The sequence below is a fragment of the Psychrobacter aquaticus CMS 56 genome, from assembly GCF_000471625.1.
Lineage (GTDB): Bacteria > Pseudomonadota > Gammaproteobacteria > Pseudomonadales > Moraxellaceae > Psychrobacter > Psychrobacter aquaticus.
The window spans coordinates 110927-129671 of the sequence record NZ_AUSW01000035.1 but is presented as its reverse complement, the minus strand read 5'-3'; the positions used below and the strand labels follow the sequence as shown (position 1 = coordinate 129671).

Annotated in this window: 14 protein-coding genes and 1 pseudogene; 8 read left to right on the top strand and 7 right to left on the bottom strand. The window is 42.8% G+C overall.

The features are described from left to right. Nucleotides 1-260: 260 nt before the first annotated feature. Together M917_RS12325 and M917_RS12320 are read right to left on the bottom strand one after the other, a co-directional pair. Nucleotides 261-698 (bottom strand): DUF3429 domain-containing protein, encoded by a 438-nt coding sequence (locus M917_RS12325; RefSeq protein ID WP_021815194.1) that lies wholly within the window; start codon nucleotides 696-698, stop codon nucleotides 261-263. Nucleotides 699-736: 38 nt separating this feature from the next. Further along, nucleotides 737-2095, bottom strand: a complete 1359-nt coding sequence (locus M917_RS12320; protein ID WP_021815193.1) for a DASH family cryptochrome — start codon at nucleotides 2093-2095, stop codon at nucleotides 737-739. A gap of 225 nt (nucleotides 2096-2320) precedes the next feature. Between M917_RS12320 and M917_RS12315 the strand changes: the two genes are divergently transcribed. After that, nucleotides 2321-2566, top strand: coding sequence for a hypothetical protein (locus M917_RS12315; protein WP_021815192.1), 246 nt, complete (start codon nucleotides 2321-2323; stop codon nucleotides 2564-2566). Between the two features lie 111 nt (nucleotides 2567-2677). On the opposite strand, the gene M917_RS12310 is transcribed toward M917_RS12315, so the two are convergent. Next, entirely contained in the window at nucleotides 2678-4168 is a 1491-nt protein-coding gene (locus tag M917_RS12310; protein ID WP_021815191.1) for an aldehyde dehydrogenase family protein, read from the bottom strand. A gap of 373 nt (nucleotides 4169-4541) precedes the next feature. On the opposite strand from M917_RS12310, the gene M917_RS12305 reads away from it, so the two are divergent. The 7 genes and pseudogenes from M917_RS12305 to M917_RS12275 all read left to right on the top strand — a co-directional run bounded on the left by M917_RS12305 (nucleotide 4542) and on the right by M917_RS12275 (nucleotide 12673). After that, nucleotides 4542-5153, top strand: coding sequence for a TetR/AcrR family transcriptional regulator (locus tag M917_RS12305; RefSeq protein WP_021815190.1), 612 nt, complete (start codon nucleotides 4542-4544; stop codon nucleotides 5151-5153). A gap of 244 nt (nucleotides 5154-5397) precedes the next feature. Next, nucleotides 5398-6610 (top strand): annotated as a pseudogene (locus M917_RS12300) (iron-containing alcohol dehydrogenase). Nucleotides 6611-6734: 124 nt separating this feature from the next. Then, nucleotides 6735-7784, top strand: a complete 1050-nt coding sequence (locus tag M917_RS12295) for an NADP-dependent oxidoreductase (RefSeq protein ID WP_021815187.1) — start codon at nucleotides 6735-6737, stop codon at nucleotides 7782-7784. Between the two features lie 195 nt (nucleotides 7785-7979). After that, the gene (locus M917_RS12290; protein WP_021815186.1) at nucleotides 7980-8657 is read left to right on the top strand and encodes a type 1 glutamine amidotransferase domain-containing protein; all 678 of its coding nucleotides are present in this window, start codon (nucleotides 7980-7982) and stop codon (nucleotides 8655-8657) included. A gap of 4 nt (nucleotides 8658-8661) precedes the next feature. Continuing rightward, a complete protein-coding gene (locus M917_RS12285) occupies nucleotides 8662-9291 on the top strand; it encodes a glutathione S-transferase family protein (RefSeq protein WP_021815185.1) in 630 nt (209 codons plus the stop codon). Between the two features lie 286 nt (nucleotides 9292-9577). After that, nucleotides 9578-11266: an efflux MFS transporter permease gene (locus M917_RS12280; protein WP_021815184.1), complete on the top strand. Its 1689-nt coding sequence runs from the start codon at nucleotides 9578-9580 to the stop codon at nucleotides 11264-11266. A 102-nt stretch (nucleotides 11267-11368) separates the two neighbouring features. Then, on the top strand, nucleotides 11369-12673 hold the full coding sequence (locus M917_RS12275) for an HlyD family secretion protein (RefSeq protein ID WP_021815183.1): 1305 nt from the start codon (nucleotides 11369-11371) through the stop codon (nucleotides 12671-12673). Between the two features lie 67 nt (nucleotides 12674-12740). Here M917_RS12275 and pdxH read toward each other — a convergent pair whose 3' ends face one another. The 4 genes from pdxH to M917_RS12255 form a co-directional block, all read right to left on the bottom strand. Further along, nucleotides 12741-13400: a pyridoxamine 5'-phosphate oxidase gene (gene pdxH / locus M917_RS12270; protein WP_021815182.1), complete on the bottom strand. Its 660-nt coding sequence runs from the start codon at nucleotides 13398-13400 to the stop codon at nucleotides 12741-12743. A 52-nt stretch (nucleotides 13401-13452) separates the two neighbouring features. Next, entirely contained in the window at nucleotides 13453-14823 is a 1371-nt protein-coding gene (gene glmM, locus M917_RS12265) for a phosphoglucosamine mutase (protein ID WP_021815181.1), read from the bottom strand. 189 nt (nucleotides 14824-15012) lie between these two features. Continuing rightward, on the bottom strand, nucleotides 15013-16485 hold the full coding sequence (guaB, locus tag M917_RS12260) for an IMP dehydrogenase (protein ID WP_021815180.1): 1473 nt from the start codon (nucleotides 16483-16485) through the stop codon (nucleotides 15013-15015). A gap of 198 nt (nucleotides 16486-16683) precedes the next feature. Continuing rightward, complete coding sequence (locus M917_RS12255; protein ID WP_021815179.1) at nucleotides 16684-18663, bottom strand: mechanosensitive ion channel family protein; 1980 nt, start codon at nucleotides 18661-18663, stop codon at nucleotides 16684-16686. Between the last annotated feature and the right edge of the window lie 82 nt (nucleotides 18664-18745).

Sequence of the window (18745 nt, the reverse complement as noted above, 5' to 3'; positions counted from 1 at the left end):
AGTCATCTTAAAAATACATTTTAAATGAATGTTATAAAACATACAATGACTGTGCAGAAATATCGCATCTATGGCAGCTTACGTACAATAGAACCCATAAACTTTTATGATTATCTGCATTTTTAAATGCACAAAAAAACCACTAAAACAGTGGCCTTGTTTGTATATTTTTTAATTAGCAGCGTTGAGTTAGCAATCTTTGGTCAGCAATCCTTGCCATCAATTATGGAGAATTAGCACTATTTATAACGAAGCCCCACTTATAAATTAGTCACTGCAACCATTAATGCAAAAACCACAATCAAAGTGACATACTTTCTGACCTTAAAATACTCATGACCGATAATGTGTGCTTGATGAAGACCATAGTCAATCACTAACAAGCTCACAAATCCAAGGATCAATAGCCAAATAAAACCCACGGTCGATAACGTCAAAAATCCAAGCCACAGACCAAGCGCAATAACATTGCTAAACACGGGGAGCTTGAACGCCCATGTATTGTCATCAGCCAAGCCAAGATGGTTACCCCAATGCGCCCCTGCCATGAATGAGGCAATGACCAAACCATAAATGGATAGAACATACTGCGTTTCCCCCAAAACTGGGATCGCAGCAACACCCGCCGTCATCAAAAAGGCGCAAATTACAAAAGGAATAGCACCTGCAACGGTCAAATAAGGACTTGGTTTTTTCATTTTTTATACCTATCTTGTATTTATTTTATGGGGATTGACTATACCTCGCCTTGCCATTTACGGATAAACCCGCCATTTGGATCATATTGCTGGGCTTGTTTGTTGAGATTAAATTGTCTGCACCCTCTCGGATCAGCGCCAACCCCTGCCAAATACTGCCAATTACCCCAATTACTAGCGACATCATAATCGATAAGATGCTGCTCAAAGTAAGTCGCACCGTAACGCCAATCCAAACCCAGCTCGTGAATAAAACAGCTAGCAACCAATTGTCTGCCACGGTTCGACATATACCCTGTATTTTTTAGCTGATGCATACAGGCATTGACAATAGGATATGGCGTTGTGCAATTTTTCCACTGCACTAAACGCTTTTGATTAAACTGGGTCGATGGCGAATGTTGCGCAATCCCTTTAAACCAAAATAGCTTTTGCTGATGAGCAGCGGCGTACCAATAAAAATACTCACGCCAGAGCAGCTCAAACCATATCCAATAAGTAGAATCATTTGCAACGATATCGCGCTCATAACGACGCAGACGATTCAATACTACGTTCACAGATAGTGAACCATTGGCCAGCCAAGCTGAAAACTTAGTGGAATGTGTCCAGTCGTCAAGCGCATTTCGCGTGGTTTTGTAAATACTTGGCGCATCGGAATCAAAATAGGCTTCCAAATGCTCTACACCGTTTGGCTCACCACCTTTAAAATCAGGTAGTTGCCGTGGTAACTCATCAAATATTGGCTCGTCAAACGTTGGCACGGCAAAAAAATATTCGCGGCTGTTTTGCAAAGTTTCAGGCATTGGTGGCAATGATTTGAGAGTTGGACAAATCACAATATCTTCTTTTGCCTGCAATAAATCATAATTTGATTCGATTTTTTTGCGAAAGGCTGTAAAGCTTTTGGGCAAATCATCCAGCGGCAATTTATCAAACAACGTGGCGGTGGCTTGTACATGCCAGCATACCTGTGGGTTTTGTGCTTGCAGGCGCTTATACACTTGGTTTTGGTCGTAATCTGCCGTTTGACTGACACAGATATCTGTGACGTGTTGCTGCTGAATAAGCTCATTCAACTGCGTAAAGGTGTCTGATGTCGCCAAGTTGTCTTGCAAATACAGCAATCTATTCCCAAGTTGCATGAGTGACGCATCTAAAGCCGTCAAACTCTCAGACAAAAACCGCTGGCGTGCATGACCCATCATGTCATAGCAATAAGCCTGACGGTTGTCTTTTTTATACAGATCATCGGTCAACGATGGCGCATAGACGAGCAGTAATTGCCCATTACTGGACAGACTGACCGCTTTTGATAAAGTGGCATTGTCTGCGACCCGCAAGTCATTATGAAATAAAACCAGCGTAGTATTTTGAGCCGATGGCTGATTTGACATATCCTAAGCCTCTTAGTATTTAGATGTGATGAATGAACCACAATACTTAATTTTTAACGTTATCTTTAAAGTTTCAAAATATCATATACTGTCAATCTCATGTTTGATATTCGAGTGCAGCGCTCAAAATATTGACTGGACAAGACTCATAACCTCAAAAACCACTTATGGGCATTGACTCTCATAAGCCTGACTGCTTAAATGGCTTATCCTTAGGAGAATAGTATGACTGAACAAAATGCATCAGATGAAAATCGCAAGATTATCAATAGGTTTTTGATGACTCTCACAAAAGAGCAGCCGCAAATGTATTATGCCACGACGTCCGAAATTGCTCGTAGCATTCATAGGATGATTAAAGAACATACCAATCGATTGTCAGTAGAAGAGCAAGCGCTCGTCAGGCGAATGACTACTGAAGAAATTGAAGGCCTGCTCGGTTTTCATGCTAAAAAAAATAACGTTGAATAAAGTTATTGATCTTCACAAAAATTGATACTCACAAAAAAAGACTGCCACTAGAGCAGTCTTTTTATTCGAAACGTTTAGCGCTTATTTAAAGCGTTTAGAACGGATAATCATTTAGAAAGGATAGTCACGCGGCGTATGCTGCATAGATATCCAATGCGTTCTGGTAAATTCTTCTAGCACCCATTCGCCATTGAAGCGGCCAATACCTGAGTTTTTCTCTCCACCAAATGGCACGTTACTTTCATCGTTCACTGAGATGTCATTGATGTGAGTCATACCAGCTCTGATACCGCGAGCAAAGCGTAGGCCTTTTTGCATGTCTGCCGTAAATACTGCACTAGACAAGCCATACATCGAGTCATTGGCTATCGACAGCGCATCGTCCTCATCTTTGGCTCGGATGATACCGACCAATGGCCCAAACACTTCATTGCGCGACAAGTCCATATCGCGTGTCACTTCGCTAAAAATATGCGGTGGTACAACTTGGCCTTTAATCTCACCGCTCAATATCATATTAGCACCCTCTTCTTGGGCTTTAGCGATTTTCTCTTTGAGCGATTTGACCTGTTTTTCATTAATGATTGGACCGACTGCCGTATCTGCTTTGCTAGGATCACCGACATTTAACGTCTTAACATGAGCCAAAAAGCGTTCGACAAAGTCATCATAGATCTCGTCTTCTACGATAATACGGTTGATAGCGATACAGATTTGACCTTGATGCAGAAACTTACCAAAGGCGGCAGCTTTTACTGCTTGCTCAATATCTGCGTCTTTTAGCACAACAAATGGACTGTTACCACCCAATTCGAGCGCGACTTGTTTAATATAGTCACCGCCATTGGCCAATTCACCAATGTGCTTACCGACAGAGGTAGAGCCTGTGAACGATACAAAGCTTGGGATTTCATGAGTAACGACAGCATCGCCAATTTCACTGCCCGCCCCAACGACGACATTCAGCAAGCCTTTTGGCAAACCTGCTTCTTCAAATATTTTTGCTAGCAGCAAACCGCCTGTAATAGGAGTATCACTTGCAGGTTTTAGTACCACAGCATTACCCAAAGCCAAGGCTGGCCCGATAGAACGCTGCGTCAGATGTAGCGGGAAGTTCCATGGGCTAATAACTGCTACCACACCGATTGGCTCACGGTAGACAAAGTTTTCTTTACCTGGGGTATTAGAAGCGCGGATTTCACCGTGCACACGGTTCGGAAAGCTGGCCGCTTCAAGCGTAATTGACCGTGCACCACTGAATTCTACCATTGCTTTGATGCGAGTACTGCCCGACTCTTTGATAAGCCAATCGACGATTTCATCTTGACGCTGATCTAAGATATTGACAACCTTGTACATGACAGCAGAACGCTCAGCTGGAGTTTTTTTCGCCCATTCTTTTTGTGCCTTAGTAGCAGCTTGATAGGCTTCATCAAGCTGCTTTTTTGTGGCTTGCTGTATTTCGACTAATGTATCGCCATTATATGGATTGACGTCAGTGTTGACGCTATCATCTTGACCGCTTTGCCATTCACCGGCGATATATTGCAAGTGAAAATTGTCATAAGCATCGGCTTTAGTATTATTAATATCAGTTGACATCGTTTTTCCTATTTATTTTATGATTGTAGTTTTGGTTGTGAATAAATCACACGATTAACAAGTATGAGCTAAATTTTGAATGAGTTCTTCACCGTTATCTTTGTATACGTTATCTTTACACAGCAATTTACGCTTACTAAGATCAATTGAAACCCAACTTGCTAGACGACTGGTCTAATGCTACCATAGAGGCAATAAAAACGAGAATGTTTTGTCACTTTATATTGTTGAAAGAACGTAACACCAAATTATAACTGCTCATATAACACTGAATAAAATTTATAAAAAATGACAGTTAATGACTTTCATCTAATAACGCTTTATTCTTGCAGCACTTTATCTTTTTATAAAACCTAATCAATCTTAGGAGAACATGACTACTATGTCTGCTAACTCAAATATAATTCCACCAGACACCAAAACGCATCTATTAGAAACAGGCTATCAGCTTATCGCTAAAAAAGGATTCACTGGCGTCGGTATCAAACAGATACTGGACACAGCTGGCGTTCCTAAAGGCTCTTTTTATCATTACTTTGCTTCAAAAGAAGCTTTTGGTGAGGCTATTATTAGCAACTATTTTATCAACTATAAAATACGTCTAGATGCTATTGTGCATCGAAATAATAGTGCGCAACAAAACCTTTACGACTATTTTCAGAGTTGGTATGACACTCAGCAAAATGGCTGCGACCATGGTAAGTGCCTAGTGGTCAAGCTCAGCGCTGAAGTGGCAGACATGTCCGAGCCTATGCGCATAGTACTAAATGCGGGCTATCAACAAATCATTACTTGGCTTGCCGAACAGATCAAAGCAGGCTGGGCGGATAACTCTGTACCACACTTCGATAATGTCGCAGCCGAGAGTATGGCCAAACGTTGGTATTTTGCTTGGCTTGGTGCCAGCTTAATCGCCAAAACTAGCCAGACCAATACACCACTGGCAGAAGTATGGCAAATGACGACCTCACAGATGGGACGTTGATACCGTATATGTCTCATCAAAATATTGTTCTCATCACAAACTGATTAATAAGCGTGATTTAGTCGCTCATCAATGGGCCTTTAAATAAGACCAACCCAGTTATAAGAGATTTTTGTAAAAACCGCTAGACGACCGGTCTAATTACTGTACAATGCCCACAGATGTAAAAGATGGATGGCGAATAGACAACCAAACTTTTGCACTCAATACATTTAATAAATATCTAACAAAGCTTAGGAATCCTATGAATAACTTTCAATATTACAATCCCGTTCGTATCGTCTTTGGCGAAGGTCAAATCACACAGTTATCAGAGTTAGTCCCGACTGATGCGCGTGTTCTTATCACTTATGGTGGCGGCTCAGCGCAGCGCACAGGCACGCTAGATGAAGTAAAAGAAGCATTGGCAGCAAGTGGCTCACGCACTGTGTTTGAGTTTGGCGGTATCGAAGCCAACCCAGAATTCACTACCCTATTAAAAGCAGCGGACATGGTCAATGAGCATAACATCGACTTCTTATTAGCAGTTGGTGGCGGCTCAGTCATTGACGGCAGTAAATTTGTCGCGTTGGTGTCTTCGCTGACTGAAGAAGACGGCACAGTCTCACGTGAACAAGCATGGGACGCTCTCACCAGCTATTGCAAAAATATTGATTCTGCTATCGATCTGGGTGCGGTCCTGACCATTCCAGCCACTGGCTCTGAGATGAATTCAGGTGGCGTTATCAATTATAGCGAACGCCAAGCTAAGCTACCGTTTGGTAATGCACTCGCCTTCCCTAAATTCTCAATTTTAGATCCGCTCAAAACGTTAACATTACCTGAGCGTCAAGTCATGAATGGCGTTGCTGATGCATTCGTCCATGTGATGGAACAGTACCTGACATACCCAGTTAACGCTAAAGTTCAAGATGCCTTTGCGGAAAGCTTACTTAAGATCTTGATTGACGAAGGTCGAATCGTGAAACAAGATCCGGAAAACATGGAAACACGTAAAAATATTATGTGGACAGCAACGATGGCGCTGAATGGTCTCATTGGTACAGGTGTGCCACAAGATTGGACGACGCATATGATCGGTCATGAGCTGACATCATTGCATAGCATCGACCACGCTCGTACTTTGACTATCCTACTTCCATCAGTAATGCGTGAATTAAAAGAAAGCAAAAAAGAAAAATTAGCTTCAATATGCGCGTAACGTATGGAACATCACCGACACCGATCAAGATGACGATGCCATTATCGAAACAGCCATTGTCTTTACCGAGAACTTCTTCCGTGACCTTGGCTTGCCAGTCAGTTTGGCGGATGCGGATTTGACGGAGTCAGCGATTGACCCAATCGTTAAGCAGCTTGAAGCACACAAAATGGTGAAGCTTGGCGAACACGGCAAGAATGACTTAGCTGTATCGCGCCGTATTTTACAACGTGCCGTTAACAGCAAAGCGTCTTAATAAGAAACATCACAGTCACAAGAAAAACATATCGTTATGTTATCTGTAGTAGCTACTCAGTCATGAGTAGTTACTACTTCAATAATAAATACTTAAAATCGATAAATATAAAAGGAATATTAAAATGAGTTTTGATAAACAACAAAACCAAGAAACAAATCGTCAAATCAAACTGGCTAGTCGTCCTACAGGTGAGCCAAAAGCTGAAAACTTTGACATGGTTACAACCAATATTCCAACACCAAATGACCACGAAATGCTTCTGCGGACGGTTTATTTATCATTAGATCCGTATATGCGTGGGCGTATGAGTTCAGCAAAAAGTTACGCTGATCCATTAGAAGTGGGCGATGTCATGTTAGGTGGAACCGTTGCCCAAGTGGTTGAGTCTAATATTGATAAATTCGCAGTGGGTGATTTGGTGGTTTCTAACTCAGGCTGGCAAGACTATAGCGTCAGTGATGGCGAAGGCGTTCTAAAGCTTGATAAAAATATGGAAAACCCTTCGTATGGTTTGGGTGTCTTAGGCATGCCGGGCTTTACGGGTTACATGGGTTTAACCGATATCGGTAAACCGAAAAAAGGTGAAACATTGGTCGTTGCTGCGGCTACTGGCCCAGTCGGTGCGACTGTCGGACAAGTCGGCAATCAATATGGTTTACGTACTGTCGGTATCGCTGGTGGTCAAGAAAAATGTGATTTCGCTGTCAATGAACTTGGCTTTGACGCTTGTATCGATCATAAAGCCGATGATTTTGCAGAGCAATTAAAAGCGGCCTGCCCAGACGGTATCGATATCTACTACGAAAACGTCGGTGGTCATGTGTTTGATGCGGTAATGCCGCTATTGAATGCTCATGCTCGCATCCCAGTTTGCGGCCTTGTTGCACAATACAATGCAACCGATCTCCCTGATGGTAAGGATCGTTTGAGCGTGTTGACTGGACTTGTCTTGAGCCAGCGCTTAACAATCAAAGGTTTTATCATTTTTGAAGAGTATGGCGATCATTATCCTGAATTCTTAAAAACCATGAGCAAATGGGTCGAGTCAGGTGATGTTAAAACCAAAGAACATATCGCTGATGGCTTAGATAATGCACCTGATGCCTTTGTTCGTATGCTAAACGGTGATAATTTTGGTAAAACAGTGGTCAAAATCGCTGATGTGAAATAACCACTTAACAACATAATTTGCTAAGACAACCACTGAAAGTTATTGTCTTAGCGTGAATACTGTTCACAGTCATTGCTACTATCAATACTACTGCAACCCTATCGTTTTACTACGGTTCGTTAATGGTTTGATTGACGATAGCACGACTGTGACCTCTTTCTTTGATTAAAAAACCAACAATAAATAAGGATACTTATGAATATTTTAATGGTACTAACCTCGCATGATCGTTTGGGTGATACTGGCAAAAAAACAGGCTTTTGGCTAGAAGAATTTGCAGCTCCTTACTATGCGTTTCTAGATGCGGGCGCCAATGTAACTTTAGCTTCTCCTGCTGGCGGTCAGCCACCACTAGATCCTAGTAGTGATACTGAAGACACACAAACCAAAGATACCAAGCGTTTTAAAGACGACAAAGATGCGCAAGAGCATCTAGCCAATACTGAGAAATTGGCGGATATGAAAGCTGAAGATTTTGATTCAGTATTTTATCCGGGCGGTCACGGCCCATTGTGGGACTTGGCAGTTGATAAAAACTCTATCAATCTGATCGAGACTTTCGTTAAGCAAGACAAGCCTGTGGCCTTTGTTTGCCATTCACCAGCAGCCCTTAAAAATGTCAAAATTGATGGTGAATACTTAGTCAAAGGCAAAACAGTCACTGGTTTTACCAACTCAGAAGAAGACGCTGTTGGCCTGACCGATGTTGTACCGTTTTTAGTAGAAGACGCGTTAAAAGCCAATGGTGGTAACTACGAAAAAGCCGCTGATTGGGAATCATTTGTTGTTGAAGATGGTTTATTAATCACAGGTCAAAACCCAGCGTCTTCAGAAGAAGCTGCCAAGCGTTTGATCGACAAGCTCAAAGGTTAATATCATGATTCGCTTACATCATCTCAATCAATCTCGTTCGTTGCGTACGCTTTGGCTCTTAGAAGAGCTAGGCGTGCCTTATGAAGTGGTCAGTCATCAACGTGATGCAAAGACACATTTGGCACCAGATTCTCTAAAAGCAGTACATCCACTTGGTAAATCTCCGGTTATCGAGATAGATGGAGAGATATATGCTGAGTCAGGTGCTATCACTGAGCTATTAATCGAACGATTTGCACCAGAGCGCTTGCGCCCTGCAACTGACAGTGTAGATTATGGCCATTATTTAGAATGGATTGATTTTGCCGAAAGCTCATTGATGTTGCCATTAATGCTTGAACTGTTTACCAAAAAAGCAGGCATTGATGACAATGAGTTTTTGAATGGCTATATCGATACAGAAAAAAACAGATTGTTTGAATATCTGGATGCATCGGTTGAAGGTAAGTCATTTATTGTGAGTGATAAGCTAAGTGGTGCTGACTTTATGTTGTCATTTGACTTGATCATTCTTGCTAAGCGTCAAAAGCTCGATGCTTATCCGAATATCAGGCAGTATGCTGAACAGCTGGCCAGTCTTGATAGCTATCAGCGCGCCATGCGTCTAGAAAAAAACTACGATCAATCCATTTAGCGTTGTGAACCAATCTCATTGCTGAACATTTGATTTGACCTATTTTGATGTATAAAGCACAGCTCTTATTAGGGCTGTGTTTTTGTTCAACTCATTATTTTTTTTGACAAGACGAGCAAAGCATTTGTAAATGGTTGCAGCGGTATAGTTGAAATACTTTAAGGTCGCTATAGTACTGCTGGTGTATCGATATCACTTTTCACTAACTATATACTCGCTTGGTACTATTTTTGTCTGGAATCTGCTCTATGTCTTTTTACTCTCCATCGCATCTTATCGTACGCTCATGAATACTGAATATCAATTTAAGCCGCATGAACAACCAATGATGGTGGGCTCTCCAGCCAATCCTGACCATCCTGCACGCCGTAAACTATTCTATTTAATTATTGGGATTTTTATTGGCATAACAGCCAGCTTCCAAAATGGTCTACTGGTGGCCAATTTGACCCAAATTCAAGGTGAGATGGGACTGACGCCAGTCGAAGGCGGTTGGATATCCGTCGCTTATAATATGACAAATGTTTGTATTACTGTCTTACTATATAAGATTCGCCAGCAATTTGGCATGTCCCTTTTTAGTAAAATCACTCTGTTTTTTTTATTAGCCGCGACGAGTTTACAGTGGTTGGTCAGTAGCCATCTATTGAACGCTACTAATATCCAGATTGACTCTTATTATCTAGAAATTATTGCTAGAGGATTGAGTGGTATGGTTGCTAGTGGCATGACCGTACTAGGCTTATTCTATTGTTTGCAAGGCATGCCAACCGTCAAACGTACCAGTGGATTAATACTGGGATTTGGTTTAGTACAGTTTGGCATTCCATTATCTCGCCTTATCTCGCCCTACCTTGCTATCGATGGCCAACTTGAAAACTTATTTTTATTTCAATTTGGTTTGGCATTAATTTGCTTTGGACTGATCAATATATTAGAGCTACCGCCCGGTAATACCGAAAAAGTCTTTGAAAAACTCGATTTTTTAAGCTTTGGTTTTTTTGCCAGTGGTCTTGCTGCGTTGGCGGTTTTTTTGGTACAAGGCCGTATTCAGTGGTGGACAACGCCTTGGCTGATCTACGCACTTATCATTGCAGCTGTTAATATTAGCATCGCACTATGGATTGAAACGCACCGCAAAAATCCCATGCTACAAGTTCGCTGGATGCGTAGTCGCAATATTATTGCTTTCATGGTCACTGGTGCTGTCATGCGTATTTTACTGTCTGAGCAGAATGTAGGCGCTGCAGGATTGCTGGCCAGTCTTGGCTACGGTAACGATCAGCTGATTACTTTTTATGCTGTCATCCTAGCTGCCAGCGTCTTAGCCTTAGTGATTAGCATTTTTAGTACCAATGCGATGGATCTGCGCCGTCCCGTTATTTTTGCAATGGCACTTATCGCCATTGGTGCTTGGATGGATACTGGAGTATCTATTAATTCAGCCCCTTATATGTTTTATCTGAGCCAGTTTCTCATTGCATTTGCTGCTGTGTACTTTATGGGACCACTGGTTTTTGAAGGGTTTTTACGTGCTATCGCCAGTGGCCCTGCCTATATTATTAGTTTTTCTGTCATCTTTGGTATCTCTCAAACGATTGGTGGACTAGCAGGCGCGGCGGGCATTCAGGCTTTTACGACGATTCGTACGCAAATGCACTATGCTGATATGGTCGGTTCACTCAATTTAGGAAATCCTGCGTTGATGGGACAAGTAGCTGGTGCAAGTAGAGCTTTGTCGAGCCAAATAACAGACTCTGCCCAAGTAAACGTGGCGGCAATGGGACAAGTACTTCAAGGTATACAACGTCAAGCGACGGTTGCCGCATATAATGACTTATTCTTTTTGATAGCCAGTATGGCCACTTTCACTACGGCCATTTTATTGATCAATTATTTTTATTACCGATATCATAAACGCAATCCACTAGCTAAAGAGCTCGCGGTCATCGCTAAAATGCGCGAACCAAAATAATCTTATTAGGACATATCCTAACGACATTAATAATATTAAAATCCATTAAATAACTGTTTAAACCTTTTAAGCACTTGTATATTCAAAATCTAGGAACGCGTCATGAGCCAAGAAAAACCCAATGAGTTTAGCCAAAAATCTCATACATCAACTGGCGCGCCAGCTAAAGACATAGGTACAGATTCCAATAGCAGTACAGCAGATATCACGGCAAACGCTACGCCAGATAGCATAGACACGCCAAAACCAGAAACACCTTCTGACCGTTCTGTTTCTTCGCCTGTAGAGAGTTCTATAGAACATAATGAACTTCCTATGCCGCCCAAAGAGCCTATTCCTGACTCGACTGGCTGGTCGCCCAAGAAAAAATCTTACTTGAATTTGGGTTTGCTGATTCTGTTGATCTTCATTGGCGTGGCACTGATTTTATATGCATGGAAACTACCTCCGTTTACCTCTTCCATTCAACAAACAAATAACGCTTTTGTCAAAGGTCAAACGACTATTATTAGCTCGCAAGTATCAGGTTACGTGACTGACGTAGCAGTACAAGATTTTGCTAGTGTCAAAGCGGGTGATCTATTGATAAAAATAGATGATCGAACGTTTCAACAGCAGCTTGAACAAGCCGAGGCCAATACCGAAGTGGCGATGACCAATCGCTCTAGCAACACTCAAGATACGCAAACCAGCCAAGCGCAAATCGAAGCACGAGAAGCTGATTTGTATAGCGCCAAAATTGATGTTGAAAGTGCTCGTGAGGATCTAAATCGCTATCAAGGCTTAGATGCCATCGGTGCTGTATCGAAAGCCGAGGTTGCTCATATCAAAGCGCAGCTTGCTCAGGCACAAGCAAGTGTGCAACAAGCGGATGCCAACTTACAAGCGGCTCGTCAAAACCGAGAAAAAACCAGTGGTAGTCGCTCTTCTTTGGATGCGAACATAAAAAGCGCTGAAGCAGGTATCAAACAAGCTCAAATTAATTTGGACAATACCATCATCACGGCTCCTGAATCTGGTCAGCTCAGTCAAGTGAGCGTTAAAGAAGGTCAATACGTTAGTGCCGGTACTCAGCTGATGTATATCGTTCCAAAAGGAATATGGATTATTGCAAATTTTAAAGAAACCCAAATCACGAATATGGCCATAGGCGAACCTGCCGCTATTCATGTTGACGCACTGGGCGGTGCCAAGTTTAGTGGTCATGTCAGTAATATCTCTCCGGCAACAGGCAGTGAGTTTAGTGCAGGTGCGGCCAATCCGGCAACGGGTAATTATATTAAAATTGCCCAACGTATTCCTGTACGAATCGACTTAGACCAAGATCAGCCTAAGCTTGCACGATTGCGTCCAGGTATGTCTGTCTCAGTTGATATCGATACCAATGTGATCGCGGCAAAAAAATAACATCAAAAAGCCACTCTCAATAATTGGTAGAGTGGCTTTTTGATGTTCTAAAATAATACGTTTATCATTATGGTAGTAAACGTTTTGTCATCCATTTTGCTGCCTCCGTACTACTATCTTGCTCATAAACAATGCGGTCATGCATCCGATTGGCTCGCCCCTGCCAAAACTCAATTTTTTCAACAGTAATTTCATAACCACCCCAGAACGCTGGTGTTGGTACAGGACTGTGCTCTGGATATTTTGTTTGTAATTGCACAAACGTCTGTTCCATGACCTCACGGTTAGCGACTTCGCCACTTTGTGGTTGGCTTACCCACGCGCCCACTTGACTGTCATGCGGACGTTTTTGAAAATAGGTCGCAGACTTATCAGCATCAATTTTAGCAATACTGCCACTGATACGAATTTGGCGCTCAAGCTCATGCCAAAAAAACAGGGCCTCAGCATGAGGATTTTCTACAATGTCTTGTCCTTTCGCGCTTTCGTAATTGGTATAAAAAACAATACCGGTATCCGTCATTTCACGCAGCAAGACGATACGCACACTGGGCTTATTGTCTGCACCGCAGGTTGCCAAGCTCATCGCATATGGTTCTTGCACGTTTTGCTCTATGGCTTCAATCATCCAAGCGTTTAATAGCTCAAATGGTGACTCTGGTACTGACTGTTGGTCAAGCTCACCTTTTTCATAGGAGAGGCGCTGATCGGTAAAATCCATGCTCATCGTAATTCCTTATTTTAATATTGATATCGTTAGGGCGTGTCATTAAGGATGATCAACCTAATAAGGCTTTAATATGATCGGCTAACTCATTCGCCATCACATCACACTCTATGACATCATCTGACTCGACCATCACCCGAATCATCGGCTCTGTCCCTGACTGACGAATGAGCACGCGACCACGACCTTCTAACGTAGCCTGCGCTTTATCAAAAGCAGCGACGAGTTCTGGATAATGAAAAGGATCTTGCATTTGAGACAAACGCACATTGACCAGTTTTTGTGGGAGCACTTCAAAACCTTCGACGAGATCGCTAAGCGCACGACCTCGTGCCTGCATGACTGCCAATACTTGCAAGCCAGCGATGATGGCATCGCCTGTACGGCTTTTATCGAGACATAAAATGTGGCCAGAAGGCTCTCCGCCCAATATCCAACCGTTGGCTTCAAGCTTGTGCATAACATAACGGTCACCCACTTTTGCCCGAGCAAACTCAATTCCTGCTTCTTTGAGTGCCAGCTCTAAACCCATATTACTCATGAGTGTGCCCACCACACCTTTAGCCTTAGTATGACCTTGGGTGGCAAGCAAATATAAGATACCATCGCCATCAATCAATTTGCCCGTTTCGTCAACCATCACGATACGATCACCGTCACCATCTAGGGCAATACCAACATCTGCGTCGTGCTCCAGTACCGCTTTTTGTAAACCCTCAGGATGCGTCGAACCGCAATCTGCATTAATATTAATACCATCAGGCGTGTTGTTAATAGCAATTACGTTTGCACCCAGCTCACGCATGACTCTTGGTGCCACGCTATAGCCTGCCCCATTGGCACTATCTACTACTATGGTCAGATGGCTCAAATCATACTGATAAGGAAAACTGCCTTTACAAAACTCGATATAACGGCCTTTGGCATCATTAATTCGATTGTTTTTACCCAGTTGTGCTGGATCAAGAATAGGCATAATAACATTACCATCAGCCTCAGAGGCATTCATAATGGCTTTTAACTTATCATTGATAGAGTTTTGCATCTCATCAGTCAGCTTTTTACCATCAGCTGAAAACAGCTTGATACCATTATCATAATACGGATTGTGTGAAGCTGAGATAACCACACCCGCATCCGCATTAAAACTGCGGGTCAAGTGCGCAATAGCAGGCGTAGGTAAAGGGCCGAGCATATGAACATCGACGCCAGCAGCATTGAAACCTGCTTGTAATGCGCCTTCGATGACATAACCTGATAGACGAGTATCTTTACCAATAACCACACTTGGCTTGCGAGCAGGATTGTCATTATTCTCTCTTAATACTTGTCCCGTCACATAACCTAATTTTAAAATAAAATCAGGCGTAATCGGTAACTCACCAAATTTGCCGCGAATACCATCGGTGCCAAAGTAACTCATTGTGTATGTTCCTCAAGTCTAAAAATGAAAGGCCAGACGTATACGCAGGCAGTGTTATAATAATCCGTTATGTATTTTACAAAAAAAACAGCCAACAATAACAAAGCATTGTTGGCTGTTTGTATCTAAAAGTCATGACATTACTGCCAATCGTTACTATTAAGACACTATAGGACTATTAGATACCGTTTAATTCACTCGGTAGTTTGGTGCTTCTTTGGTGATTTGCACATCGTGAACATGCGATTCTTTCATACCTGCTGACGTCACTTTGATAAACTGTGGGTTGGTACGCATGTCTTCAATCGTCGCAGAGCCTGTATAGCCCATTGATGAGCGCAATCCGCCAACCAGCTGATTGACAATACCAGCGACCGGGCCTTTATAAGGAACGCGGCCTTCGATACCTTCTGGTACAAGTTTTTCTACGCCATCTTTGGCATCTTGGAAATAACGGTCTGATGAACCATTGGAGCCTGACATCGCACCAAGGCTACCCATACCGCGGTACGCTTTATAGTAACGGCCTTGAAACAACTCAACTTCGCCTGGCGCTTCTTCAGTACCAGCCATCAGCGAGCCTACCATGATGCACGAAGCACCAGCAGCAATGGCTTTTGCCATATCGCCTGAATAACGGATACCACCATCAGCGATTAAAGGGATGCTGTCTTGTAAAGCACTGGCCACATTATCAATGGCAGAGATTTGCGGTACACCAATACCTGCGATGATACGCGTGGTACAGATAGAACCGGGGCCGATACCGACTTTTACGGCATCAGCACCAGCATCACGCAGTGCTTTTGCTGCATCACCCGTGGCGATATTGCCACCGATGACTTGCACATTCGGGTAGTTTTTCTTAATCCAAGAAACCTTATCAATCACCCCTTTTGAGTGACCATGTGCTGTATCCACAACGATAATATCGACATCAGCGGCAATTAGTGCCTCAACGCGCGCTTGCGTGTCTGCCCCTGTACCCACAGCAGCACCAACACGAAGACGGCCTTTCTCATCTTTACAGGCATTTGGATTGTTTTCCGCTTTGGCAAAATCATTGACTGTAATCAAACCACGCAAACGGAATTGATCATCAATAACGATGACTTTTTCGATACGATGCTCATGAAGCAGTCTTTTGATATTTTCGTTGCTTTCACCTTCATGCACCGTTACTAACTGATCTTTTGGTGTCATGATTTGACTAACTGGCAACGATAAATTGGTTTCAAAACGCCAATCTCTATGGGTTACGATGCCCACAACGTTGTCTGTGCCTCTTTCTAACACAGGTACGCCCGAGATATTATTGTCCTGAGTCAATTTTAGTAACTCACCAATGGTCATTTCAGGATGTACAGTGATCGGGTCGACAACCGTACCCGCCTCAAATTTTTTGACGCGACGTACTTGTGTGGCTTGCTTGACGATATCCATACTCTTATGCAAAATACCCATACCACCCAGCTGTGCCATTGTAATGGCCATCTCAGATTCAGTCACCGTATCCATGGCCGCAGAAATCAGCGGTAGATTCAGTGTGATGCTTTTGGTCAAACGGGTAGACAGATCAGCAGTTTTTGGCAAGACTTCAGAATAGGCTGGCAATAATAAAACGTCATCAAAGGTTAAGGCTTCATCGACAATTCGCAACATACAGACCCCTAGTGGTGGTTATTTTGATGGGTGGGATTTTTGCATTTATCCCTTAAAAATAACGCCACATTATAACAAATAAGCAGACAAACCGCATGCTTATTTATCAGCTTATTTCACCCAAGCACGTCTTGGTCTAACGATAGGCATGGCACGCTTTGCATGGTTAGTGATTCTTTTAGCGACTCTCTTTTACTGCTAATGGTCTTGTCTTAATGCAAAACGCTCTGTCGGTAAATACTTATTTTGCTGGTCATGCAAGTAGCCAAGCATTTGTTCACGTATCTCACAGGCAAGCGTCCATGCTTCTATGGGACCTATCGACGAAACAGCGCCACGCAGTTGAATGGTTTTTTCAGTCACCTCAACGACAAATATTTCAGGCTCAGTTTTGTTATCCCAAAGCTTGTGGTCTTTGACCACCGATATGAAGTGCTGGCGAATGGCATCAATATCTGCACCATAATCGATATACAAAAATACAGGACAGGTCTGATGTACTTCGGTATGCGACCAGTTTTCTACTGTTTCAGTAATTAATTCGCGCATCGGTACAATCAATCGACGTTCATCCCATGTTTTTAGAACAGCATAAGTGTAACGCAAATCTTCAACGGTACTAAAGTTACCATCCATTATCACACTGTCGCCAATCCGTACAGGCTGCGTCACCGCCACTTGTACACCAGCGATAATATTGCCCAAGATGGGTTGCGCCGCTATACCGATAACCACGCCTGCAATACCAGCCGAAGTCAACAACGTTTTTCCAAGCCCTTCCATGTTGGCAAACTCACTCAGACCCATCCAGATGCTGCCGAGAATCATAACAAAGATAAAAACACGGCGAAATATCGATACATAGGTACGGCGACGGCGTTCTTTATCAAAATGCTCTTCAGCCAGATTTTCAATCTGCAGGTTTTGATAACGGTTAGCAAAAAAATTAATGATGCGGATGCCCAACCACATGGTACTAAAGACCAGACCGATCCAAATCAGTGGCCGTGTCGATGAGGCAACGGCATCTAAGTATGGAAATCCACCAGAAACCAACGTAAATACCAGTAAAAAACTGATGGCAAAGGTTAGAGGTACTGTCAGCTTACCGACCAAGTCTGCGACACCATTGCTACTACCGACATACATACTGTATTTTTCATCATCGATATAATAACTGATGATCTTTTCGGTTCCTTTACTTAGTAACCAACCCACACCCATCGTCAGTAAAAAAAACGATATTAACGCCAAAAACTCCCACAATGCGATACCAAAGACTTTGAACTTTAGCCAAATAGGCAGATACCGCTCAAATTCTGCTGGATGATATTGCTCATAAAGGTTGTCAATATTGCCAACTGTTTGAGCTGAAAACACCCAGACAGGCGCACTGTCCTCTACCCGTACTCGCTGCAAATAAATAGGGACACGGCGCTCACGATAATCAATGTAGCCAAGTTGGATAGAGCGTCTGACGATACCCATCACGCTACTGGTATTGCCAAGTGGCGGCTCTATCAGACCATCGGGCCGATCTGGTAAATCATCAAATACGTAAAGCTTTCTTTCGGACAATAAAAAATCGAGACGCTTCGTTAACTCAAGAGCACGACTACGCTGAACATCCTCTTCAATCAAATTCATATTCAGCGCGTAAGCAGCCAAATCATACTGCTGATTCATCACTGCTGATTGAAAAAATTCCAATGTGGCAAGCGGTGTGGTTAGATTTGGTGGTTTAGATAAGGGTGGCAGGCCTGCATTGAGTCGGTCTAATACATAATAGCTCTCATGATACTCTCCCGTTAGCCCCGTATCACCTTGCAACGTCCCTGCTTGCTCTACCGCGGTACGCTCAGTAGGGTCGAATATTTCTTCTACGACACCAGAAGTGGTTAGTTCTTTGTCTTTAATCGTATTAAGTTGTTGAGCGGCATACTCAGTAAAGGTATCGGGATTGCTTGCTGCTGATGGAGTGCTGGACGTGTCGGTTGAATTTTCCTCACTAATGCTTGGTGTATCGGTAGTGCTTGCCGCGTGCGCAGAAATAACGGGAAGACAAAGGGCACTGATGACAATGAAGAGAAAAGCCAATAGCAACGATAATCGATGAAAATATTGACCTATAGAGTGGCTATGGCCTTCAACCTCAATTGTCTTATTGTTGGCTGTCATGGTGCGGCCCTTGAGAGTATTCATATATGTAAAAGCCACCCATTCGTGTGAGGTTTGAGGTAAAAAATGTTTGTTATAATTA